Genomic DNA, 21,882 nt, shown 5'->3' on the forward strand with positions numbered 1-21,882 from the left:
TATCTCTCTTTTAATTGAGCAGGATCCTAAATAAATAGTCATTTTTAAAATTTTCTTGTATGATAGAATAAACCGATTTGTTTGGAGAGAATGTTATGAAAAAAAAGTCTTGGAAGGAATTATCATGGGAGTGGTTTAAGGCATTATTATTAGCAGCCATTATCACGGCTATATTGCGAAATTTTATTTTTATTCCTATGACTATCGAAGGATCTTCAATGATACCTACTTTTCAACAGGACGATCAAATTATTGTTAGAACAATATATGATATACAAAGATTTGATTTAGTCGTTTTTCATGATTCTTCAAATCGAACATTAGTAAAAAGAGTCATTGGGTTACCTGGAGAAAGTATCCGATATGAGAAAGATCAGCTTTATATAAATGATCAAAAAATAAAGGAAAAATTTTTAGATAATAATTTAGTGAATGATGCTGGAGGAATTTGGACATCTGATTTTACTTTAGAAGAATTGACTGGTACACAAATAGTACCTGAAGATGAATATTTTGTATTAGGAGATAACAGAAGATCAAGTAATGATAGTCGTTATTTTGGAAGCATCCCAGTAGATTCGATCATTGGAGAAACATCGTTTACGTATTATCCGTTTGATCGTATAAAATTTGTTCCATAAATAAAAGAATGTTAGGAGAAAAGCAAATGAGTAAAATTAATTTTTCTGATGGTCAAAATCAAAATGAAAGTTTTTTTGAACCGAGAAGTAAACGTCATCCTTCTCCTAGCGAAAAACGTAAGGAAAACAAAAGTCGCGGAAGCGAATTTTTCAGCACATTATTGTATTGTGTAGTGGCATTAATTATATTTTTTCTTGTTCGTCATTTCCTATTCGCTCCAGTAAGTGTTGATGGTGAATCAATGGTGCCTACTTTAGAAGACCGAGATCGTCTGATTTTAAATAAAGTTGATAGTATTGAACGTTTTGACGTAGTTGTTTTTCCTGCTCCAGATGCCCCTGAAAAACAATACATCAAGCGTATCATAGGTCTTCCAGGAGATACTATTCGATTCCAAGATGATGTATTATATATAAATGGAGAAGCAGTTGAAGAAGAATATCTAGCAAGTGTCGAAGAGGATTTAGCTCCAGGAGAAAACTTTACAGAAGATTTCTTATTAGCAGCTAAAACAGGAGAAGAAGTTGTTCCAGAAGGAAGTTATTTTGTGATGGGCGATAACCGACAAAATTCAAAAGACAGTCGAGTTTTTGGTTTTGTTGATGCTTCTAGTATAAGTGGTACGGCGAATTTTCGTATTCTTCCATTTAAAGAATTCGGTTCAATAGACGATAATTAAAAAAACAAAAAAGAAACTTTAAAGAATTCTGTTTTTGTGTAAAGAGAAAGGTGAAATAACTATGACCATTCAATGGTTCCCAGGACATATGGCAAAAGCAAGACGCCAAGTCACAGAAAAAATAAAACTAGTCGATATTGTTTTTGAACTAGTAGACGCAAGACTTCCATTATCAAGCCGCAATCCTATCTTAGATGAAATCATTGGAGAAAAACCAAGAATTATAATTTTAAATAAAAGTGATTTGGCCGATCCTATAGAAACAAAGAAATGGGTAGCTTATTTTAATAATCAAGGAATTGCGGCAGTGCCGATTATTGCACAAGAAGGAAAAGGCATGAAGCAATTGATGGAAAAGGCAAAAGAGATTTTGAAACCCAAATTTGATCGACGTGCTTCTAAAGGAATCAAACCTCGTGCCATCAGAGCCATGAGTATTGGGATTCCAAACGTTGGGAAATCTACTTTAATCAATCGTTTTATCAAGAAAAACGTTGCAATGACAGGTAATAAGCCTGGTGTTACGAAAGCTCAACAATGGTTGAAATTAGGGAAAGAACTGGAGTTATTAGATACTCCGGGCATACTTTGGCCAAAATTTGAAGATCCTGATGTTGGTAAAAAATTAGCTTTGACAGGTGCAATTAAGGATACTATTTTACAGTTAGATGATATTGCGATGTATGGATTAGAAGTAATGAAGACTCGCAACCCTAAAGCAATTGCTAAACGGTATCAATTAACGGAAGAAGAATTGAATCTTGAAACGCCTGAATTACTTATGTTGATCGGCGAGCGTAAAGGGTTTAGAGATGATTATACTCGTGCATCTGAATTGATCATTCATGATATAAGAAGTGGTAAAATGGGGAAATACACACTAGATATAGCTCCTGTTTCTTTACCAGAAGGACAGGAGAATTAAAAGTGGAAAAGCCAATGACAATTACCGCTATTAAAGAATTGTTAGCTACCATAATTGATCCTGGGGATGAACGTTTAGTTTTGATAAAAAATGATTCTCGTAAAGGGGCTTTAACGGCATATAAATCTTGGGAAAACCGTTTGAAGAAGCAACAAATGATTCTTGATAAGCAGCAAGAAATGCTCCAAATCGAGCGATTCTTTTGGGAAAAAGGAACTCAGTATATTGCTGGGATTGATGAAGTTGGAAGAGGGCCTTTAGCTGGACCGGTCGTTGCTGCTGCTGTTATTTTACCAGAAGATTTTAATGTCTTGGGAATCAATGATTCTAAACAGTTATCTAGTGAGAAAAGAGATTTTTTATTTGATCAGATCCAAGAATCTGCAATAGCAATTGGTATCGGTGTAAAAGATCATCAAGTTATTGATGAAGTTAATATTTATCAAGCGACAAAATTAGCAATGATCGAAGCCATTCAACAATTATCTCAACAACCAGAACAATTAGTCATTGATGCGATGCATTTACCGGTTAGTATCCCTCAAGAAAGTTTTATCAAAGGAGATGCGAAAAGTTTATCTATCGCGGCAGCCAGTATTATTGCTAAAGTAACGAGAGATAGAATGATGAGTGATTATGATGATTTGTATCCAGGTTATGGTTTTTCTAAAAATGCAGGTTATGGAACGAAAGTTCATTTAGAAGGTTTAGAAAAATATGGGGTCTGCCCAATTCACCGCAAAACATTTGCTCCTGTAAAGAATTTATTAAATTAAAAAGTAAAAAAATAACTTGGAGCTGTTCCAAGTTATTTTTTTACTTTTATTGAATATGACTGCGGTATAAACCGACAACTTTACCCAAAATAGTTACTTCATTTAATAGAATAGGGCTCATAGTATCATTTTCAGGTTGTAATCGATAATGGTCTTCTTCTTTGTAGAACCTTTTGCAAGTAGCTTCATCATCTACCGTCATGGCAATAACGATATCACCATTATTCGCTGTTCCTTGTTTGCGAATAATCACATCGTCACCGTCAAAAATACCTGCATTGATCATGCTTTCTCCACGTATCGTTAACATAAAGAGAGAATCATTTTCGAATTTTAAATTAGGAGGAAGCGGAAAATAATCTGTAGCTTCTTCTACTGCTAAGATAGGCTCACCAGCCGTAACGGTTCCTAATAGTGGAATTTTATCTAAAGCAATTCCCAATTTTGATAATCCTAGTGTTGTCATTTCGATTGCTCTTGGTTTACTTGGATCACGTTGGATAAAACCATTTTTTTCTAAACGAGAAAGATGGCCATGGACTGTTGATGTAGATGATAAAGAAACAGCCGTTCCGATTTCTCGCACTGTTGGTGGATAACCTTTTAATTTAACTTGATCATATATATATTGAAGAACTTCAACTTGCCTAGATTCAGGATTTTTACTCATATATATAAACACCTCATTTCTTATATTTTTATCACATTAAGATTACCATATACGACACAACAAATCAAACAAACGTTCGTAGATGAACAGCATTAAAAGGTGTTTTTTTCAAAAAAGTTTGTTATAGTTGAACAAGAAATAAAAATAATGGTGGAGTGATTAGATGTTACCTAAAGAACAAATAGACAGAATTAATGTTTTAGCAAAAAAATCAAAAAGCAAGGGATTGACACTTCAAGAACAAGTGGAACAAAAAAAATTAAGAGATGCCTATATCCAAGCATTTAGAGGCGGCATGAGAAACACAATTGAAGGTGTAAAGGTAGTAGATGAAAAAGGCAACGATGTTACACCTGATAAATTGAAAGATATTCAAAAAGACAAAGGTCTTCATGGCAGATAACAGCTCGATTGTGCATGGATGTGATAAATGTAAGATTCTCCCATTTAGTAACATTACGATCGTGAAAGCGTTGCACTTGAAGTGAAATAATAGTAAACTAATAGAGTACCTATTAGAGAGTTAAAATTGAAAGGATGATTTTTTTGTTTGATAACACAGACCAGTTAGCAGTAAATACAATTAGAACACTAAGTATGGATGGTATACAAAAAGCCAACTCTGGACACCCAGGTTTACCTATGGGGGCTGCTCCAATGGCTTACGCATTGTGGACTAAACAATTAAAAGTAAATCCAAAAAACTCAAAATGGTTTGACCGTGACCGTTTTGTCTTATCAGCTGGACACGGTTCAATGTTATTATACAGCTTGTTGCATTTAGCTGGATATGACGTTAAAATCGACGATTTAAAACAATTCCGTCAATGGGATAGTAAAACACCAGGACATCCAGAAGTTAACCATACTGATGGAGTAGAAGCAACTACTGGTCCTTTAGGACAAGGGATTGCAAACGGTGTAGGTATGGCTATGGCAGAAGCTCATTTAGCGGCTGTTTACAATAAAGAAAAACATACAATTATTGATCATCATACGTATGCTCTATGTGGGGATGGCGACTTAATGGAAGGTGTTTCAGCTGAAGCTGCAAGTTTAGCTGCTCACTTGGAACTTGGAAAATTAGTTGTTCTTTATGATTCAAATGATATTTCATTAGATGGTCCTACATCTAAAGCATTTACTGAAAATGTTGGCAAACGTTTTGAAGCTTACGGATGGCAACATATTCTTGTAAAAGATGGAAATGACTTAAATGAAATTAATGCAGCAATTGAAACTGCAAAATCTGAAACAAAAAAACCTTCTCTAATTGAAGTGAAAACTGTTATCGGATTTGGTGCTCCTAATGCAGGAACACATAAAGTCCATGGTGCACCACTTGGGGCAGAAGGAATCGAAGCAGCTAAAAAAGCTTACGGATGGGAAGGCGAAGACTTCTTTGTCCCTACTGAAGTAGCTGATCGGTTCAAAGAAACAATGGTAGATAAAGGCGCTAAAGCTGAAGAAGAGTGGAAAGCAGCATTTGAAGCTTACCGTGCTGAGTATCCAGAATTAGCTGAACAACTTGAAATGTCATTAAGCAATGAATTACCAGCAGATTGGGATGCAGAATTGCCAACTTATGATGTTGAAGATAACGCATTAGCTTCTCGTGTTACAGGTAGTCAAGCTCTAAATGCTATTGCAAAAAAAGTTCCTTATTTCTGGGGCGGTTCTGCTGACTTGTCTTCATCTAATAACACAATGATCTCAGATGTAAAAGATTTCCAAGCTGGTCAATATGAGGGAAGAAATATATGGTTTGGAGTTCGTGAATTTGGGATGACAGCTGCTATGAACGGGATTGCCTTGCATGGCGGTTCTAGAGTATATGGTGGTACTTTCTTCGTCTTTACTGATTACTTACGTGCTGCAGTTCGTTTAGCTGCTATTTCTAAACTTCCAGTAACGTATGTGTTCACGCATGATTCTGTTGCGGTTGGAGAAGATGGTCCAACTCACGAACCAGTTGAACAATTATCTAGTTTACGTGGCATGCCTAACTTATCATTGATCCGTCCTGCAGATGGGAATGAAGTTTCGGCTGCTTGGGAATTAGCATTGACTTCAACAGATCATCCTACAATGTTAGTTTTATCACGTCAAAACTTACCAGTTTTGCCAGGTACAAAAGAAGGCGCTCGTACAAACGTTGCTAAAGGAGCTTACGTTATTTCAGCTCAAGAAGGTGAAAAACCTGAAGGAATTCTGTTAGCATCTGGTTCTGAAGTTGCTTTAGCTATTGAAGCTCAAAAAGATTTGAAAGAAAATGGACACGATGTTTCAGTCGTTTCTGTTCCAAGTTTTGATTTGTTCGACAAACAAGATGCAGCCTACAAAGAAAGTGTATTACCTAAAGATGTCCGCAAACGCGTATCTATTGAAATGGGTGCTACTTTTGGATGGGAACGTTATGTTGGTTTAGATGGTGCTACAATCGGTATCGACAAATATGGTGCTAGTGCGCCAGGAGCAACGGTTATTGAAAATTATGGCTTTACAGTAGAAAATGTTGTAAAAACATATAACAACTTATAAAATTCAGCCATGTAAGTTGATTTCTATCACTTACATGGCTTTCTTTTTGCTATTATTTAGTAAAGATCTTTTTTTTAGCTTAAGAAATAGAATTTTAGTTTATTTTTTGTCTAGAGTTTAGTACAATTAAGACTTGAGAGGTTTGAAAGGAGTGAATCAAAATGAATTTAGGTCTTGCTATCTTTTTAATTATTTTAGCTTTAGTTGGTGGAGCAGTCGCTGGTTTCTTTCTTGCTAGAAAGTACATGATGGATTATTTCAAAAAAAATCCGCCAGTTGATGAAAATATGTTGCGTATGTTAATGATGCAAATGGGACAAAAACCATCAGAAAAGAAAATTAAACAAATGATGTCGTCCATGAAAACACAAACAACAAAAACAACAAAAACAAGTAAAAAAAAATAAGTATGCGTCATAGCTTATGATAGATGAATGCGAACAGATAGTGATATCTGTTCGCGTTTTTTAGTTAATAACATAATGGGGGATTTAAGAAAAGGAGGAAAACGATGGGAATCTATAAAAAGTTGGGTTGGTTTTTCAAACAAGAAAAGAAAGCATATATTACAGGGATAGTATTTCTGTTCTTTGTAGCATTAATACAACTAGTACCTCCTAGAATAATTGGAATTATTGTAGATGAAGTTAGTGAAGGTACGCTAACTTCTGCCACATTAATAAAGTGGTTAAGTTTTTTAATTGCAGCTGCGACAGCGAGTTATTTATTTCGTTATATTTGGCGGGTCAATATATGGGGAACATCCGCTAAATTAGAAAGAATACTTAGAACACGTTTATTTAATCATTTTACTGAAATGGATAATAGTTTTTTTCAAAAATACCGCACAGGAGATTTAATGGCACACGCAACTAATGATTTGACTGCCGTTCGTAACGTAGCTGGTGGCGGAATATTGACATTAGCTGATTCGATTATTACGGGTGGTACAACAATCATTGCGATGACTTTAGTCGTTGACTGGCGATTAACGTTGATTGCCTTAGTTCCGCTCCCGTTGCTCGCTGTAGCCTCACGTGTCTTAGGTTCTAAGCTTCATGAACGCTTTAGAGGAGCACAAGCTGCTTTTTCTGATATGAATGATAAAGCACAAGAGAGTATCTCAGGAATGAAAGTCATCAAAACGTTTGGACAAGAAGATGAGGATGTGGATGAATTTAGAAGTAAAACACACCAAGTCGTAAAAGAAAATAAAAAAGTTTATAAAATCGATTCATTGTTTGATCCTACGATCACCTTTATTATGGGAATCTCGTATGTGTTAACGATTATAATGGGTGGAATTTATATTAGATCGGGTTCGATTTCGATAGGAGAACTCGTTTCTTTCATTAACTACATTGCTATGCTTGTTTGGCCGATGTTTGCTATTGGACGTTTATTTAATATTCTAGAACGCGGGAGCGCAAGTTATGATCGCGTTGAAAGATTGTTGCTAGAAAAATCCAAAATCGTTGAGAAACCTTCAGCTTTAACAAAAGCTATAAGAGGGGATATTCACTATTCGATTGAAAAATTTTCTTACCCTAAATCAGATGTTGTGGCACTTAAAGAAATTCATTTTGAATTAAAACGTGGACAGACGCTTGGAGTAGTAGGAAAAACAGGAGCAGGGAAAACCAGTATCTTTAGATTGCTGTTAAGAGAGTATGATCGGTATCATGGACATATTTTATACGGCAATGAAGATATACGAGATTACACGTTAGATGCTTTATTGCAACATATAGGGTATGTGCCGCAAGATCAATTTTTGTTCTCAACAAGTATTAAAGAAAATATTCGTTTTTCTGATCCGTATTTGCCTCAAAAGGAAGTAGAAAAAGCAGCAGAACTGACGGCCATTCATTCGGATATCATGGAGATGCCTAATGGCTATGATACCGTGGTGGGTGAACGAGGAGTTTCATTATCTGGAGGACAAAAGCAACGAATTTCAATTGCTCGTGCATTGATCATTCGCCCAGAATTATTGATTCTTGATGATGCTTTATCAGCAGTAGATGCAAAAACAGAAGAAAAAATATTATCAGCTTTGAAAAAGGAACGTTCTGAACAGACAACGATCATTGCTGCACACCGTATCAGTAGTGTAATGCATGCAGATGAAATCATTGTCATTGATAATGGAGCAATTGTTGAAAGAGGATCACATGCTGATTTGCTTCTTCAAAATGGATGGTATAAAGAGATGTTTGATAGTCAGCAACTTGAAAGAAAAATTGAAGGAGGTGCAGACTAATGGCACAAGAAGAATCGGCATGGTCAAAATCATTTACAGCTAAAGAACAGGTTACTATTTTAAAACGTATCATTAAGTTTGCGTCTCCTTTTAAGGGACAATTTGCGGGTGGGATCGTATTCGGAATTTTGTTAGCCATTACGAATATTATTTTACCTAGAATCCTTCAAGTGTTTATTGATGATTACTTAGCTAAAGGAGCAGCTACGAATAATATCATCATACTATTTGCTGTCATTTATTTTGGTATGACTATCGTGAAAATCATTTTTTGGTATTTGAATCTTTATTTATACAATATGGCTTCAGAAAAAACCGTAGAAAATATACGAAACGCGATATTCAAAAAATTGCACACTTTAGGTATGCGTTTTTTCGATCAGACTCCTGCAGGTTCTGTTGTTACTAGAGTGACAAATGATACGGAGACCATCAAAGAGTTTTGGTCAGTGTTTCTTACGATTTTGCAAGGAATATTAGGGGTAACCACTTCACTTTTTGCAATGCTGTTGCTCGATGTGAAAATTTCTCTTTGGATCGTTGCATTGATTCCTATATTAGGTGTTGTTATCTGGTACTATCAAAAGCACAGCTCAAGACTGTATCGAAATATGAGAGAAAAACTAAGTTCACTAAATGCAAAATTGGCAGAATCGGTCAACGGAATGAGTATCATTCAACAATTTCGTCAAGAAAAAAGATTGCAAACTGAATTTGATGAAACGAATATGGATTATTATAAATTACGATTTGCAATGGTAAAAACAAACTCTATTTTGTTAAGTCCGGTAATTGATTTTCTCTACACTTTTTCACTGGTTTTTATTCTTGGCTTTTTTGGATATGAAGCTTTAAATGGTCCGGTTAGCGTAGGTGTTATTTATGCGTTTACTTCTTATGCTCGTAATTTCTTTAATCCAATGACAAGTATGATGGATAGTTTGAGTATTTTTCAGGATGGAATTGTTTCAAGCAGTCGAGTATTAAACGTATTAGACAACGAAGAGTATACTCCTCAGCAAAATGAAACGGCTAATGCAGAAATAACCGATGCCAAAATTGAATTTAAACATGTTAGTTTCTCTTACGATGGCAAACATAATGTTTTGAATGATATTTCATTCACGGCTTTGCCAGGCCAAACCATCGCATTAGTTGGTCACACAGGTAGCGGGAAAAGTTCCATTATCAATGTGATGATGCGTTTTTATGAATTTTATGAAGGTGAAATTTTGATTGATGATATTCCTATCAAGAATTACCCTCTGAAAGAATTGCGGAAAAAAATGGGGTTAGTTTTACAAGATTCCTTTTTATTTTATGGAACACTTAAAGATAACATCCGTTTAAAGGACGCTTCTATTACTGATTTTCAGATTGAAGAAGCAGCGCGATTTGTTCAAGCAGATACATTTATTGAAAAATTACCGAATCAGTATGATTCTAGAGTGATTGAACGAGGAGCCAGTTATTCGACAGGGCAAAAACAATTGATTTCTTTTGCAAGTACAATTGTGACGGATCCTAAGATTCTTATTTTAGACGAAGCAACAGCGAATATTGACACTGAAACTGAAGCATTGATTCAAGAAGGGCTTAAGAAAATGCGTAAAGGTCGTACAACTTTAGCAATTGCTCATCGATTATCTACTATTCGTGATGCAGACTTGATTCTTGTATTAGATCATGGAGAAATAATTGAGCGTGGTACGCACGATCAACTTATCCAAAAAAATGGTATTTACTATGATATGTATCAATTACAAAATAAAGGTCTTTACCTAGAAGAATAAAATAAAGAGAGAAAAGTCAGCGACTTTTCTCTCTTTATTTTTCGTACTCGTATTTAAATGAAGGATCGATTTCCATATCTAATTGATCAAAAGCTTGTTGGATCTGTTCGTCGATTGCTTTTAAATTTTCTTTAGACAGCTTAACTTTGCGATCTATGGTGATAGGATCCCCAAAACGAACTGTTACTTTTTTTCTTTTTAAAATGCCTCCAAGAGTCAACGGGCCTTGGTACACCGCTGGAATAATCGGAACACCGCTTAATTTAGCAATTGTAGCAGCTCCACCTTTTATTTCGTTTGAATGTCTCGTTCCAGTTGGAAATATCATTAAACTTAAATCGCCTTTTTTAAGAATTTTAACCGGTGTTTTTATAGCACTTGGTCCTGGATTAGCACGATCTACTGGAAAGGCGTTAGCGTGTCTAATGACCCAACTCAAAATTGGATTTTTAAACAACTCTTTTTTTGCCATAAAAGTAAATGGTTTAGGACTGGCAGCTATAGCTAGATAAACTGGGTCAATCCAAGTTCTATGTGGTGCCACTAATATATAAGATGTATCTGTTGGAAGTTTGGTGCGGTTTTCATAATGCGCATTTCCGTTTAAAATAGCTAATAGGAAACGCAAAACAGCTCTTAAAATTTTATAAAACAAAGTTCGTCAACCTCTCATGAATTCATTTTTCTAGTGCATTTTTATAATAATAGTATGATTCATAATTTGTATTTTAGCAAGTAGTAATCTTTAATAGTATACTGAATTATTGGATCATTATACTATTAGAGACCGAAAAGAAATAGACTCATGCTTTTTTTACTGAAAAAACAATGAAAGCATACAATGAAAAAAGAAAAAATTTTCTTTTTTTATTATAATGACGTACAATAGAGAGATAGAAAAAGCGTGCTTGAAAAATAATTATTATATGAAAAGCAAGAAAGTAGGGGAATGTTGAATGAAATGGAGTATACCTGAACGCGTTATTGAGCAAGGAAGACAATATGTTGCAGAAAAACGTGTCCTTTCAGTCAACTCAAATTTTGATAAGAAAATATGGTCTGCCGAAGTTATGGGCAGTGATATTTTTCATGTTGAATTAGATGGATCAACAAAAGAAGATGATTTTTGTGAATGTTTATATTGGAAAAATCATGGTTATTGTAAACATACTGTTGCGGTTGAATTAGAGCTTAGAGACCGAAAAATCAGCCGAGTGATGACAGCTGAGAATGCTAAAAAAGTAGCAGTGGATTCTCCAAATCCAGGCCAAGAATTAACAGAATCATTCACACGTATATTTTTAAATGAAAATAGAAAAATGGCTGTAACAGCTAAACAAAAACAGTCACTGAAATTAGAATACAGAATAGAAATCAAGCCGATGACTACTGCACTGATAAGAACTTCTTTTGACGTGTTGGCTTTAAGCCTTAAAGCTGGTAGTGATAAAATGTATATTATAAAAGATCTGCCTTTGTTTTTAGAAAGTTTTATCAAAAAAGAAACACTTGAATTAAAAGCAGGTCAAGAAATCAACTTTAAAGATATTTTTCTTGAAGAAGAAGATCGTGATATCCTAACAAGTTTATATAAACAATATAAATCAATCCAATTGATTTCTGGAGAGCATAAAGATGCTAAATCATTATTGACTAATAACCGTTATTTGGTACTAATGACTGCTCTAGCAGAAAATACGATTCAAGATTTACAAGATAGTGGCAATTTAACCTTTGTTACGAAAGACGATACCTATAAAACGATGATGTTTGTCGAAGGGAAAATGCCTTTTTCGTTTGAGATTTTTCAAAAGAACAACACAATTACTCTGTCTATTACGGGTTTAGCAGATAGTCACTTAAAAGAATATGATTGGTTTGTTTCAGACAATATTGTCTTTCAACCTAATTTAGAACAAATGCGTGCTTATCGTCCGCTGCAACAATTTTTACAACGTTTTGGTGGCGACAATATTGTGATTGAACCTGCTGATATGCCGGACTTTACTGCTTATGTAATGCCATTGCTCGTAAAAATCGGAAATGTCTCAATTGATGATCAACTGAAAGATTCTTTCGTTCAAGAACCTTTATTAACATCTGTTTATTTTGAGTACCATAATGAGGCGGTACACGCTACTGTGGAATTTAATTATAAACACATGATTCTATCTACTGATCCTTCTAAAAATCAGTTGTCCGAAGAAGGCGTACAAATTATCAGAGATAGTGAAAAAGAAATGAAAATTATTAATCAATTAAATGAATTTGATTATCATCGGACAGAAACCAACTATACGAAACGAATGGTTCGAGATGACGAATTCTACAACTTGTTTACAAAAGAAATTCCAACTTTAGAGTTAGATGCAACCGTTTATGTAGATGATTTATTAGACAGTATGTTTTTAAATCAAATTGATCCTGAGACCATTATTGATGTTCAAAATGAAGGCTCTTTGTTAGATGTTCGTTTTGACATTAAAGGGATCACTCCAGAAGAAGTAGATGATGTATTAAGAAGTTTGGTCGAAAAGAAAGCTTTCCATAAATTTGATAATGGAACGATTCTTTCGTTAGAATCAGAAAGTTTTAAACAAGTTAGTGATGTTTTAAATGAATTGAGAGTGACCAAGAAATTTCAAAATGGCGGAATTCAATTGCCGAGTTATCGAGGATTAGAATTGAACGAAAAGTTCGCTATGGATGAAAAAACAAAAGGAACGGTATCCAAAAAATTCAAAAACCTCATTCATGATCTGAATTTCCCAGAAGAATTTGAGGCTGCGGTTCCTAAGACTTTGAAAGCAGAATTAAGACCCTATCAAGTAACTGGGTTTCAGTGGTTGAAGATGTTGTCTAAATATGGATTTGGCGGTATTTTAGCTGATGATATGGGACTTGGGAAAACCATTCAGGTCATTACGTATATACTATCTGAAATAGAAGAAAAAGGACAAAATGATCCTTTCTTAATTGTTGCTCCAGCTTCATTGATCTACAATTGGCATTTTGAGATTGAAAAATTTGCACCATCGATCGAAAGTATAGTGGTTTCAGGTACAGCTGAGGAAAGAATGCAGTTAGTTGGAAATGTTAAACCAAATCAAGTCTTGATTACGTCTTATCCTAGTTTTAGACAGGACGTGGAATATTACAAGCAGGCTTCTTTTAGTACACTTATTTTAGATGAGTCGCAAATGGTGAAAAATCATAACACTAAAACATCACAAGCTTTGAGAGACTTATCCATAAAGAAACGATTTGCCTTAAGTGGTACACCTATTGAAAATAAAATCGAAGAGTTATGGGCAATTTTCCAATTGATCATGCCTGGATTTTTCCCTTCTATCAAAAAGTTTAAAACTTTACCAAATGAACAAATTGCAAAAATGATTCGTCCATTTGTCTTAAGACGTATCAAAAAAGAAGTACTGAAAGAATTACCGAATAAAATTGAAACTAACTTATATAGTCAAATGACTAAAGAACAAAAAACGGTCTATCTTGCTTACTTGCAACGAATCCAAGAAAGTGTCAATAGCATGGATGGGGCAGAGTTCAAAAAGAATCGAATTGAGATTTTGGCTGGATTAACTCGTCTAAGACAAATCTGTTGTGATCCTAAGTTGTTTATTGATGATTACGAAGGCGACTCGGGTAAATTAGAACAGTTGAAAGAAACAATTCAAACAGCTAGAGAAAATGGAAGACGGATTTTGATCTTTTCTCAATTTACTTCTATGCTTGCCATTATTGAAAAAGAACTGGCAGAACAAGAAGTGGATACTTTCTATTTAAGTGGACAAACCAAACCAAAAGAGCGTATTGAAATGGTCAATAAATTCAACGCTGGAGAAAAAGATGTTTTTCTTATCTCACTTAAAGCTGGTGGGACTGGATTAAACCTTACGGGTGCCGATATGGTTATCCTTTACGATTTATGGTGGAACCCAGCAGTGGAAGAACAAGCCGCTGGTAGAGCACACAGAATCGGACAGAAAAAAGTTGTTCAAGTTTTACGCTTGATTGCTGAAGGAACCATTGAAGAAAAAATCGATCAATTGCAACAAGAGAAAAAAGCGTTGTTTGATCAAATTATTACTGAAGACGGATCTATCCAAAGAGAAGGAAGCCAGTTATCGGAAGATGATATTCGTGAAATTTTAAGTATAGGGATGTAAAATAATAAAAAAACGTTAGTTAGTGTTGATATTTTCATTAAAATCATATATACTAATTAACGGTGCTAAAAGCACTAAAAAAATTATTTCACACTTCAAAGGATGTAAAGGACGGTGCTTGATTTTTTCAAGTCTCCTTACAGTTGAATTTGAAGGAGGAAAATAAAAAACCAATGGAGGAAACATATTATGGCAGTAATTTCTATGAAACAATTGCTTGAAGCAGGAGTTCATTTTGGTCACCAAACACGTCGTTGGAACCCAAAAATGTCTCGTTATATCTTTACAGAAAGAAACGGTATCTACATCATTGACTTACAAAAAACGGTTAAGTTAGCTGATACTGCATACAACTACATGAAAGAAGTATCTGAAAATGGCGGAATCGCTTTATTCGTTGGTACTAAAAAACAAGCACAAGAAGCTATCAAAGATGAAGCAACTCGTGCTGGACAATACTTTGTAAACCACCGTTGGTTAGGTGGAACATTAACTAACTGGGATACAATCCAAAAACGTATCAAACGTTTGAAAGCTATCAACAAAATGGAAGAAGACGGAACTTTTGAAGTCCTTCCTAAAAAAGAAGTTGGGATCTTGATCAAACAACGTGACCGTCTTGAAAAATTCTTAGGTGGGATCCAAGATATGCCTAGAATTCCAGATGTAATGTTCGTTGTTGACCCTCGTAAAGAACGTATTGCAATCCAAGAAGCACACAAATTAAACATTCCAGTAGTAGCAATGGTTGATACTAACTGTGACCCAGATGAAATCGATGTTATCATCCCATCAAACGATGACGCTATCCGCGCTGTTAAATTGATTACTTCTAAAATGGCTGATGCTATGATCGAAGGAAACCAAGGTGAAGATGAAGTCGTTGAAGAAACTTTCACAGCTGAAGCTCCAGAAGCTTCTGAAACTGCTTCAATTGAAGAAATCGTTGAAGTCGTTGAAGGAAACAACGCTGAATAATCAATTTTATTACTAACACTATTTAAGGCTGTCTCGAGTAGGGAGAAGTGAGAAGCGACTTTTTACGAAGCGGCGTCATTTCTTTCTTGACGAGTCAGCCTTTTTTTTGTAAAAGAATAGTTAAAACAAAAATCGAATAACGAATAATGTAACTTATAGGAGGAAATATAGAATGGCAAAAGTAACAGCTCAACTAGTTAAACAATTACGTGACATGACCGGCGTAGGAATGATGGATGCTAAAAAAGCATTGGTTGCTGTTGATGGCGACATCGATGCTGCAGTTGACCACTTAAGAGAAACAGGTATGGCAAAAGCTGCTAAAAAAGCTGGACGTATCGCTGCTGAAGGATTAGCTGGCGTTTATGTTGATGGAAATGTTGGTTCTATTACAGAAATCAACTCTGAAACTGACTTTGTTTCTAAAAACAACCAATTCATAAAATTAGTTAAAGATGTAACTGAAGCAATTGCTGAAGGAAATCCTGAAACAGTTGCAGATGCTCAATCTATTAAAGCTGGAGACGGTACTGTAGAAACTGAAATTTTAGCAGCAGTAACTAAAATCGGTGAAAAAATCGAATTACGTCGTTTTGCACGTGTCGAAAAAACTGATGCAGACGTTTTTGGAGCATACACTCACATGGGCGGACGTATTGCAGTATTAGTTACTCTTGAAGGAACAACTGATGAAGATGTTGCTCGTGATATTGCTATGCATATCGCAGCTATCAATCCTAAATATGTTTCTCGTGACCAAGTTTCTCAAGAAGAAATCGATCACGAAACAAAAGTATTAACTGAACAAGCATTAAACGAAGGCAAACCAGCTAATATCGTTGAAAAAATGATCCAAGGACGTTTGAACAAATATTTAGCTGAAATTTCTTTAGTAGACCAACCATTTGTAAAAGATCCAGATCAAACAGTTGGAAAATACATTGAATCAAAAGGCGCTGTAGTTAAATCATTTGTTCGCTTTGAAGTTGGCGAAGGAATTGAAAAACGTGAAGAGAACTTTGCTGAAGAAGTTATGAATCAAGTTAATAAATAAACGGATTTCAATTTGAAAAGGGACGCAGCAGTTGCGTCCCTTTTTTACTAGCGTTTTTCAGAAACACTCACTTTTAAGGGTTATGAAAAAAAGACAGATTTTAGTGTATCTCAACTTTTTGCTACATAGTAGTCTTATTAGCCAAACCAGTATAAGAGATATCTTTTAAATGAAGTTTTTGTTTGAGTATGGTAAAATAATAAAAGTGAACGAGCCAATGGAGGGAAAGACAAATGATTGAACCAAAATACAAACGTGTCGTTTTAAAACTAAGCGGAGAAGCCTTAGCAGGTGATACTGGATTTGGAATAAAACCACCAACAATAAAAGAAATTTGTAAAGAAATAAAAGAAGTAAAAGAATTAGGTGTAGAAATTGCTATTGTCGTTGGAGGCGGAAATATTTGGCGCGGTCAAGTTGGTTCTGAAATGGGAATGGAACGTGCTCAAGCAGATTACATGGGAATGCTGGCTACAGTAATGAACGCTTTAGCATTGCAAGACTGTCTTGAAAATGAAGGAGTACCAACGCGTGTACAAACATCCATCGAAATGCGTCAAATTGCTGAACCTTATATTCGCAGAAAAGCTGTTCGTCATTTAGAAAAAGGGCGAGTAGTGATCTTTGCAGGTGGTACTGGAAATCCTTATTTTTCAACTGACACGACTTCTGCATTAAGAGCAGCTGAAATTGATGCTGATGTTATCTTAATGGCAAAAAATAATGTAGATGGTATCTATTCAGCAGATCCAAAATTAGATAAAAATGCTACTAAATTTGAAGAGTTAACTCATTTAGAAATTATCAATAAAGGCTTGCAAGTAATGGACACAACAGCAAGTTCTTTAAGCATGGATAACAACATTCCATTGGTTGTATTCAATTTAAATGAAACTGGAAATATCAAACGTGTTGCTTTAGGTGAAACTATTGGAACAACTGTGAGGGGGAAATAATATGACAAACGCAATCTTACAAACAACAAAAGAAAAAATGGTCAAAACGGAAAGTGCTTTACAACGTGAATTAGGAACGATCCGTGCTGGTCGCGCAAATGCAGGTTTATTAGACAGAATTAATGTTGTGTATTACGGAGCGCCTACACCATTAAAACAATTGGCACAAATTTCTGTTCCAGAACCGCGTGTATTAATGATCACACCGTTCGATAAAAGTTCAATCTCTGATATTGAAAAATCAATTATGCAAAGTGATATTGGGATCAGTCCAGCAAATGACGGAAATGTTATTCGTTTAGTGATTCCACAATTAACTGAAGAACGTCGTAAAGAATTAGCAAAAAAAGTTGGTAAAGAATCTGAGAATGCTAAAGTTTCAGTTCGTAACATCCGCCGTGAAGCAATTGATGAATTGAAAAAAGCTGAAAAAAATAATGAAATTACTCAAGATGATTTACGTACGTTTGAAGAAGATGTACAAAAAATTACTAATGACAGCGTGAAAAATATTGACGCTATCTCAGCTGAAAAAGAAAAAGAACTATTAGACGTTTAATAAACATGTAGGATACTAAAAAGGGTTAAGACAATTGTCTTAGCCTTTTTAGGTATAATTGAACGATAGAAAGCTAGAAAGAATAGTTTATCAAAGAACATTTTTCTGCTAGTCCGACTATTCACTTCAATTCGTCTGATAAAGATTTATTCATCAATAGATAAGCGCTCATGCTTCATTATGGGGAATGGAAATGGAGAACGTTCCTGCTCTAAAGGGCTTAGAAGCTGATTTTACAGCAAATAAACTAGGTAGCTTATATAGCTTTACTGAAAATAATACAAAAGGAGCAACAACATAGAGCTTATTGTATAAAAAAGTACTTTCAACCTCTACAAAGATAGAGGTCGAAAGTACTTTTGCTTTTGGAAATATCCAGTTAAGCTGTCTTTTTATCGTCGCCCATTAACATACTTGTTAATTTGGTTACTACAGCAGAAATAATTAAACCGACGATGAATTTTTTGATTTGTCTTTTCATATTAAAATCCTCCTTAAGTTCCTAACTAGGTTTAATGTATTATAACATTTTTCGTTTTTTGAGCCTACTAAAAGGCTTTCTATCATTATTAGCAGTAGAATAATAAAGGTAAGGGTGTATAAAACAGGAAAATAGCTATTTTAACTTGTAAATATTTCTTAATTATTTGCTAAAAAAGCCGTTTCTTATTAAATTTTGTAGGCTTTTATTTTCTTTTTTGCTACAATGAGTAATGGTGAATTACGAAGTGGAGGGAATCACTTGAAAGGTTTATTTAATAAAAGAAGTCAAAAAACAGATGAGATGTCAACCGTCTCTTTTAATATTGATGATAAAATTCCTAAACATATTGCGATCATTATGGACGGAAATGGACGTTGGGCTCAGAAAAAATTTATGCCGCGAGTTGCAGGCCACAAAGAAGGAATGAATACGGTCAAAAAAATCACCAAAAGAGCAAGTCAAATTGGTGTTAAAGTGTTATCACTTTATGCATTTTCAACTGAAAATTGGAAACGACCTGATGATGAAGTCAGTTTCTTAATGCAATTACCAGTTGATTTTTTTGATACTTTTGTCCCTGAATTAATGGAGCAGAATGTTAAAGTTCAAGTTATCGGTTTTATTGATCAATTGCCTAAAAACACTCGTAATGCGGTAGAAAAGGCTATAAAAGATACTGAGAACAATACGGGTATGGTATTAAATTTCGCGCTGAATTATGGCGGACGCAGTGAATTGATCGAAGCTTCAAAAGCGATTGCAAAAAAAGTTAAATCAGGAGAATTAGACATAGATGATATAACGGAGTCTGTATTTGAAGACTGCTTAATGACTCATGCATTAAATGAGTATCAAAACGTTGATTTTATGATTCGAACGAGTGGTGAAGAGCGAATTAGCAATTTTATGTTGTGGCAAAATGCTTACAGTGAGTTTTACTTTTCTCAAGCTCTTTGGCCTGATTTTAATGAGCAAGCTTTAGAACAATCGATAGCGATTTATCAAAAACGACACCGTCGTTTTGGAGGATTATAAGAGAATTAGGAGGACATATTAGTGAAACAACGTGTTATTTCGGCAATCGTTGCAATTATTCTCTTTGTCCCAGTAGTTTATATAGGGTCATGGATATTAGAATTAGTGGTTGCAGTATTAGGGGTCATTGCATTATTTGAATTATTCAGAATGAAAGGCAACAAATTAGGTTCAGTTGAAGGCATTATTTCTATATTAGCTTTATTAGGATTATTATTCCCGCATTATACAGCCTCATTTTTACCGTCTCATGTGAATACACAAACCGTATTGTACTTCTTTACCTTATTATTATTAGTTTGCACTGTGTTTTCAAAAAATAATTTTACATTTGATGATGCAGCAGTAGCTATTTTAGGGGTAATGTACATAGGTTTTGGCTTTAAATTTCTCTTACTGACAAGAGAAAATGGATTAGATTTACTTTTATTTACGTTATTTGTTGTATGGTCAACAGATATTGGAGCGTATATGATTGGAAGAAAATTAGGGGAACATAAGCTAGCTCCTTCAATCAGCCCTAACAAAACTATTGAAGGTTCTGTAGGTGGCATCATTATGGCTCTTATAGTTGCTGTTATTTACCTGATATTTTATCCACAAGACAATCCATTAGGCTGGATGCTGGTATTGACAGTGATTCTTTCAATTGCAGGTCAATTAGGCGACTTAGTGGAATCGGCTTTTAAACGTTATTACAATGTAAAAGATTCTGGTAAAATAATGCCTGGTCATGGTGGCATTTTAGATCGTTTTGATAGTCTGTTATTCGTTTTGCCTATCCTGTATTTTTCAGGATTAATTTAAAAATATGTTGAAACAGAAAGTAGTTATCCTTTATTGCGATGGCTACTTTTCTTTTACGAATAATAAATCTTTAAGTCGAATGGTTATTGTATTCAAATTATGATAGAATTAAACTTGTTTTGTACGTAGTATTCCTTATCTATATAAACGTGTTAACTGTTTGATAATATAAAAAGAAAAACTTTTTTAGTGAAGTACAAAGGAGAGAGTATATGATCGCTACCATTATTACTTTTATTATAGTTTTTAGTATTTTAGTGATTTTTCATGAGTTTGGACATTATTATTTTGCTAAAAGAGCAGGTATTTTAGTTAGAGAATTCGCAATTGGATTTGGTCCGAAAATATTTTCTTATCGAAAAGGAGAAACAACTTTTACTATTCGTATCTTACCTGTAGGCGGATATGTGCGTATGGCAGGCTATGAAGAAGAATCAGAAATCAAGCCCGGAACGCCTATTGGTTTAATCGTAAACGATGCAAATGAAGTGTCGCTGATCAATACGTATAAGAAAAAGCAATTATTAGATGCGGTACCGATGGAAGTAACATCAATCGATCTTGAAAAAGAATTATATGTTGAAGGCTATTTAGCCGGAGATGAGACGAATTTAGTACGCTATCCTGTTTTGAGAGATGCAATGATCATTGAGGAAGATGGAACTGAAGTGCAGATTGCACCTATTGATGTCCAATTCCAATCAGCTAGTTTGCCAAAAAGAATGATGACTAATTTTGCTGGTCCCATGAATAATATGATTTTAGCAATCGTTGCTTTTATTATACTAGCGTTTTTACAAGGTGGAGTCGTTAGCCAAGAAAATGTACTGGGAGATATTTTACCAGATAGTGCAGCAGAAGAAGCTGGTTTAAAAGAAGGCGACCGCGTTATTCAAATTGGTGACGAAAAAATCACTACATGGAATGAAATGGTGGATATGGTTCAGTTAAATCCAGAAAAGGAATTGGTTTTTCAAGTTGAATCAAAAGATGGTACTGAAAAGACACTAACGGTAACACCCTCTGCTAATGAAGCAGCTGACGGAACAGAAGTCGGACAAATCGGCGTGCAAGCATCTCTAGAAACCTCCTTTTGGGCTAAAATCAGTTCTGGTTTTGTTCAGACATGGGCATTAATCACTCAACTATTTACAGTATTGGGTTCAATGTTTACAAAAGGTTTTTCAATTGATATGTTTGGTGGTCCAGTAGCCATTTATGCAACAACACAATCAGTCGTTAAAACAGGCTTGATTGGAATAGTGAACTGGCTAGCTGTTTTAAGTGTTAATTTAGGTATCGTCAATTTATTGCCTATTCCAGGGCTTGATGGTGGGAAATTGCTCTTAAACATTGTTGAAGGTATACGTAGAAAACCATTGAGTGAGGAAAAAGAAGGAATCATTACCTTAATAGGGGTAGGTTTACTATTAGTATTAATGGTATTGGTTACCTGGAATGATATCCAACGATATTTTTTTAACTGATAACTAGAAAAAACAATCATTTATAGACTAATTAGCGTGTCAAAAAGGA

19 protein-coding genes are annotated in these 21,882 nt (G+C 34.7%); 17 read left to right on the forward strand and 2 right to left on the reverse strand.

The features are described 5' to 3' along the window. Positions 1-95 precede the first annotated feature (95 nt). The 4 genes from lepB (BR65_RS02605) (at position 96) to BR65_RS02620 (ending at position 3,022) form a co-directional block, all read left to right on the forward strand. Positions 96-641 carry a signal peptidase I gene (lepB, locus tag BR65_RS02605; protein WP_034536559.1) on the forward strand — a complete coding sequence of 182 codons (546 nt, stop codon included), beginning with the start codon at positions 96-98 and terminating at the stop codon, positions 639-641. 26 nt (positions 642-667) lie between these two features. Beyond that, positions 668-1,321, forward strand: a complete 654-nt coding sequence (gene lepB / locus BR65_RS02610; RefSeq protein WP_034536561.1) for a signal peptidase I — start codon at positions 668-670, stop codon at positions 1,319-1,321. Between the two features lie 61 nt (positions 1,322-1,382). Continuing rightward, the gene (ylqF, locus tag BR65_RS02615; protein WP_034536563.1) at positions 1,383-2,246 is read left to right on the forward strand and encodes a ribosome biogenesis GTPase YlqF; all 864 of its coding nucleotides are present in this window, start codon (positions 1,383-1,385) and stop codon (positions 2,244-2,246) included. A gap of 14 nt (positions 2,247-2,260) precedes the next feature. Then, complete coding sequence (locus BR65_RS02620) at positions 2,261-3,022, forward strand: ribonuclease HII (RefSeq protein ID WP_156098875.1); 762 nt, start codon at positions 2,261-2,263, stop codon at positions 3,020-3,022. Positions 3,023-3,068: 46 nt separating this feature from the next. On the opposite strand, the gene lexA is transcribed toward BR65_RS02620, so the two are convergent. Then, on the reverse strand, positions 3,069-3,692 hold the full coding sequence (gene lexA / locus BR65_RS02625) for a transcriptional repressor LexA (protein ID WP_023177778.1): 624 nt from the start codon (positions 3,690-3,692) through the stop codon (positions 3,069-3,071). A gap of 163 nt (positions 3,693-3,855) precedes the next feature. Between lexA and BR65_RS02630 the strand changes: the two genes are divergently transcribed. From BR65_RS02630 to BR65_RS02650, 5 genes are all read left to right on the forward strand, one after another. Next, entirely contained in the window at positions 3,856-4,095 is a 240-nt protein-coding gene (locus BR65_RS02630) for a DUF896 family protein (protein ID WP_023177779.1), read from the forward strand. A gap of 134 nt (positions 4,096-4,229) precedes the next feature. Beyond that, a complete protein-coding gene (gene tkt / locus BR65_RS02635; RefSeq protein ID WP_211251477.1) occupies positions 4,230-6,233 on the forward strand; it encodes a transketolase in 2,004 nt (667 codons plus the stop codon). Between the two features lie 161 nt (positions 6,234-6,394). After that, on the forward strand, positions 6,395-6,640 hold the full coding sequence (locus BR65_RS02640) for a YneF family protein (protein ID WP_023177781.1): 246 nt from the start codon (positions 6,395-6,397) through the stop codon (positions 6,638-6,640). Positions 6,641-6,744: 104 nt separating this feature from the next. Further along, positions 6,745-8,496, forward strand: coding sequence for an ABC transporter ATP-binding protein (locus BR65_RS02645; protein ID WP_023177782.1), 1,752 nt, complete (start codon positions 6,745-6,747; stop codon positions 8,494-8,496). Further along, positions 8,496-10,289, forward strand: a complete 1,794-nt coding sequence (locus tag BR65_RS02650) for an ABC transporter ATP-binding protein (RefSeq protein WP_034536571.1) — start codon at positions 8,496-8,498, stop codon at positions 10,287-10,289. Before BR65_RS02645 ends, BR65_RS02650 begins: the two co-directional genes overlap by 1 nt. A gap of 34 nt (positions 10,290-10,323) precedes the next feature. On the opposite strand, the gene BR65_RS02655 is transcribed toward BR65_RS02650, so the two are convergent. After that, complete coding sequence (locus tag BR65_RS02655; RefSeq protein WP_034536573.1) at positions 10,324-10,944, reverse strand: lysophospholipid acyltransferase family protein; 621 nt, start codon at positions 10,942-10,944, stop codon at positions 10,324-10,326. A gap of 301 nt (positions 10,945-11,245) precedes the next feature. On the opposite strand from BR65_RS02655, the gene BR65_RS02660 reads away from it, so the two are divergent. The 8 genes from BR65_RS02660 to rseP all read left to right on the forward strand — a co-directional run bounded on the left by BR65_RS02660 (position 11,246) and on the right by rseP (position 21,833). Next, complete coding sequence (locus tag BR65_RS02660) at positions 11,246-14,473, forward strand: DEAD/DEAH box helicase (RefSeq protein ID WP_034536574.1); 3,228 nt, start codon at positions 11,246-11,248, stop codon at positions 14,471-14,473. Positions 14,474-14,662: 189 nt separating this feature from the next. Continuing rightward, on the forward strand, positions 14,663-15,451 hold the full coding sequence (rpsB, locus tag BR65_RS02665; protein ID WP_023177786.1) for a 30S ribosomal protein S2: 789 nt from the start codon (positions 14,663-14,665) through the stop codon (positions 15,449-15,451). A 172-nt stretch (positions 15,452-15,623) separates the two neighbouring features. Next, the gene (gene tsf, locus BR65_RS02670) at positions 15,624-16,505 is read left to right on the forward strand and encodes a translation elongation factor Ts (protein ID WP_023177787.1); all 882 of its coding nucleotides are present in this window, start codon (positions 15,624-15,626) and stop codon (positions 16,503-16,505) included. A 233-nt stretch (positions 16,506-16,738) separates the two neighbouring features. Next, on the forward strand, positions 16,739-17,461 hold the full coding sequence (gene pyrH / locus BR65_RS02675) for a UMP kinase (protein WP_023177788.1): 723 nt from the start codon (positions 16,739-16,741) through the stop codon (positions 17,459-17,461). A 1-nt stretch (position 17,462) separates the two neighbouring features. Then, a complete protein-coding gene (frr, locus tag BR65_RS02680; RefSeq protein ID WP_023177789.1) occupies positions 17,463-18,020 on the forward strand; it encodes a ribosome recycling factor in 558 nt (185 codons plus the stop codon). A 742-nt stretch (positions 18,021-18,762) separates the two neighbouring features. Then, positions 18,763-19,539 (forward strand): undecaprenyl pyrophosphate synthase, encoded by a 777-nt coding sequence (locus BR65_RS02685; RefSeq protein ID WP_034536576.1) that lies wholly within the window; start codon positions 18,763-18,765, stop codon positions 19,537-19,539. Between the two features lie 21 nt (positions 19,540-19,560). Next, on the forward strand, positions 19,561-20,346 hold the full coding sequence (locus tag BR65_RS02690) for a phosphatidate cytidylyltransferase (protein ID WP_034536578.1): 786 nt from the start codon (positions 19,561-19,563) through the stop codon (positions 20,344-20,346). Between the two features lie 212 nt (positions 20,347-20,558). After that, on the forward strand, positions 20,559-21,833 hold the full coding sequence (rseP, locus tag BR65_RS02695) for an RIP metalloprotease RseP (protein WP_034536581.1): 1,275 nt from the start codon (positions 20,559-20,561) through the stop codon (positions 21,831-21,833). Positions 21,834-21,882 lie beyond the last annotated feature (49 nt).

This window comes from Carnobacterium inhibens subsp. inhibens DSM 13024 (genome assembly GCF_000746825.1).
In the GTDB taxonomy this organism is placed as follows: domain Bacteria; phylum Bacillota; class Bacilli; order Lactobacillales; family Carnobacteriaceae; genus Carnobacterium_B; species Carnobacterium_B inhibens.

Coding starts and splice junctions, on each gene's coding strand:
- lepB (WP_034536559.1), top strand. CDS start 96: ATGAAAAAAAAGTCTTGGAAGGAATTATCATGGGAGTGGTTTAAGGCA.
- lepB (WP_034536561.1), top strand. CDS start 668: ATGAGTAAAATTAATTTTTCTGATGGTCAAAATCAAAATGAAAGTTTT.
- ylqF (WP_034536563.1), top strand. CDS start 1,383: ATGACCATTCAATGGTTCCCAGGACATATGGCAAAAGCAAGACGCCAA.
- BR65_RS02620 (WP_156098875.1), top strand. CDS start 2,261: ATGACAATTACCGCTATTAAAGAATTGTTAGCTACCATAATTGATCCT.
- lexA (WP_023177778.1), bottom strand. CDS start 3,692: ATGAGTAAAAATCCTGAATCTAGGCAAGTTGAAGTTCTTCAATATATA.
- BR65_RS02630 (WP_023177779.1), top strand. CDS start 3,856: ATGTTACCTAAAGAACAAATAGACAGAATTAATGTTTTAGCAAAAAAA.
- tkt (WP_211251477.1), top strand. CDS start 4,230: ATGATTTTTTTGTTTGATAACACAGACCAGTTAGCAGTAAATACAATT.
- BR65_RS02640 (WP_023177781.1), top strand. CDS start 6,395: ATGAATTTAGGTCTTGCTATCTTTTTAATTATTTTAGCTTTAGTTGGT.
- BR65_RS02645 (WP_023177782.1), top strand. CDS start 6,745: ATGGGAATCTATAAAAAGTTGGGTTGGTTTTTCAAACAAGAAAAGAAA.
- BR65_RS02650 (WP_034536571.1), top strand. CDS start 8,496: ATGGCACAAGAAGAATCGGCATGGTCAAAATCATTTACAGCTAAAGAA.
- BR65_RS02660 (WP_034536574.1), top strand. CDS start 11,246: ATGAAATGGAGTATACCTGAACGCGTTATTGAGCAAGGAAGACAATAT.
- rpsB (WP_023177786.1), top strand. CDS start 14,663: ATGGCAGTAATTTCTATGAAACAATTGCTTGAAGCAGGAGTTCATTTT.
- tsf (WP_023177787.1), top strand. CDS start 15,624: ATGGCAAAAGTAACAGCTCAACTAGTTAAACAATTACGTGACATGACC.
- pyrH (WP_023177788.1), top strand. CDS start 16,739: ATGATTGAACCAAAATACAAACGTGTCGTTTTAAAACTAAGCGGAGAA.
- frr (WP_023177789.1), top strand. CDS start 17,463: ATGACAAACGCAATCTTACAAACAACAAAAGAAAAAATGGTCAAAACG.
- rseP (WP_034536581.1), top strand. CDS start 20,559: ATGATCGCTACCATTATTACTTTTATTATAGTTTTTAGTATTTTAGTG.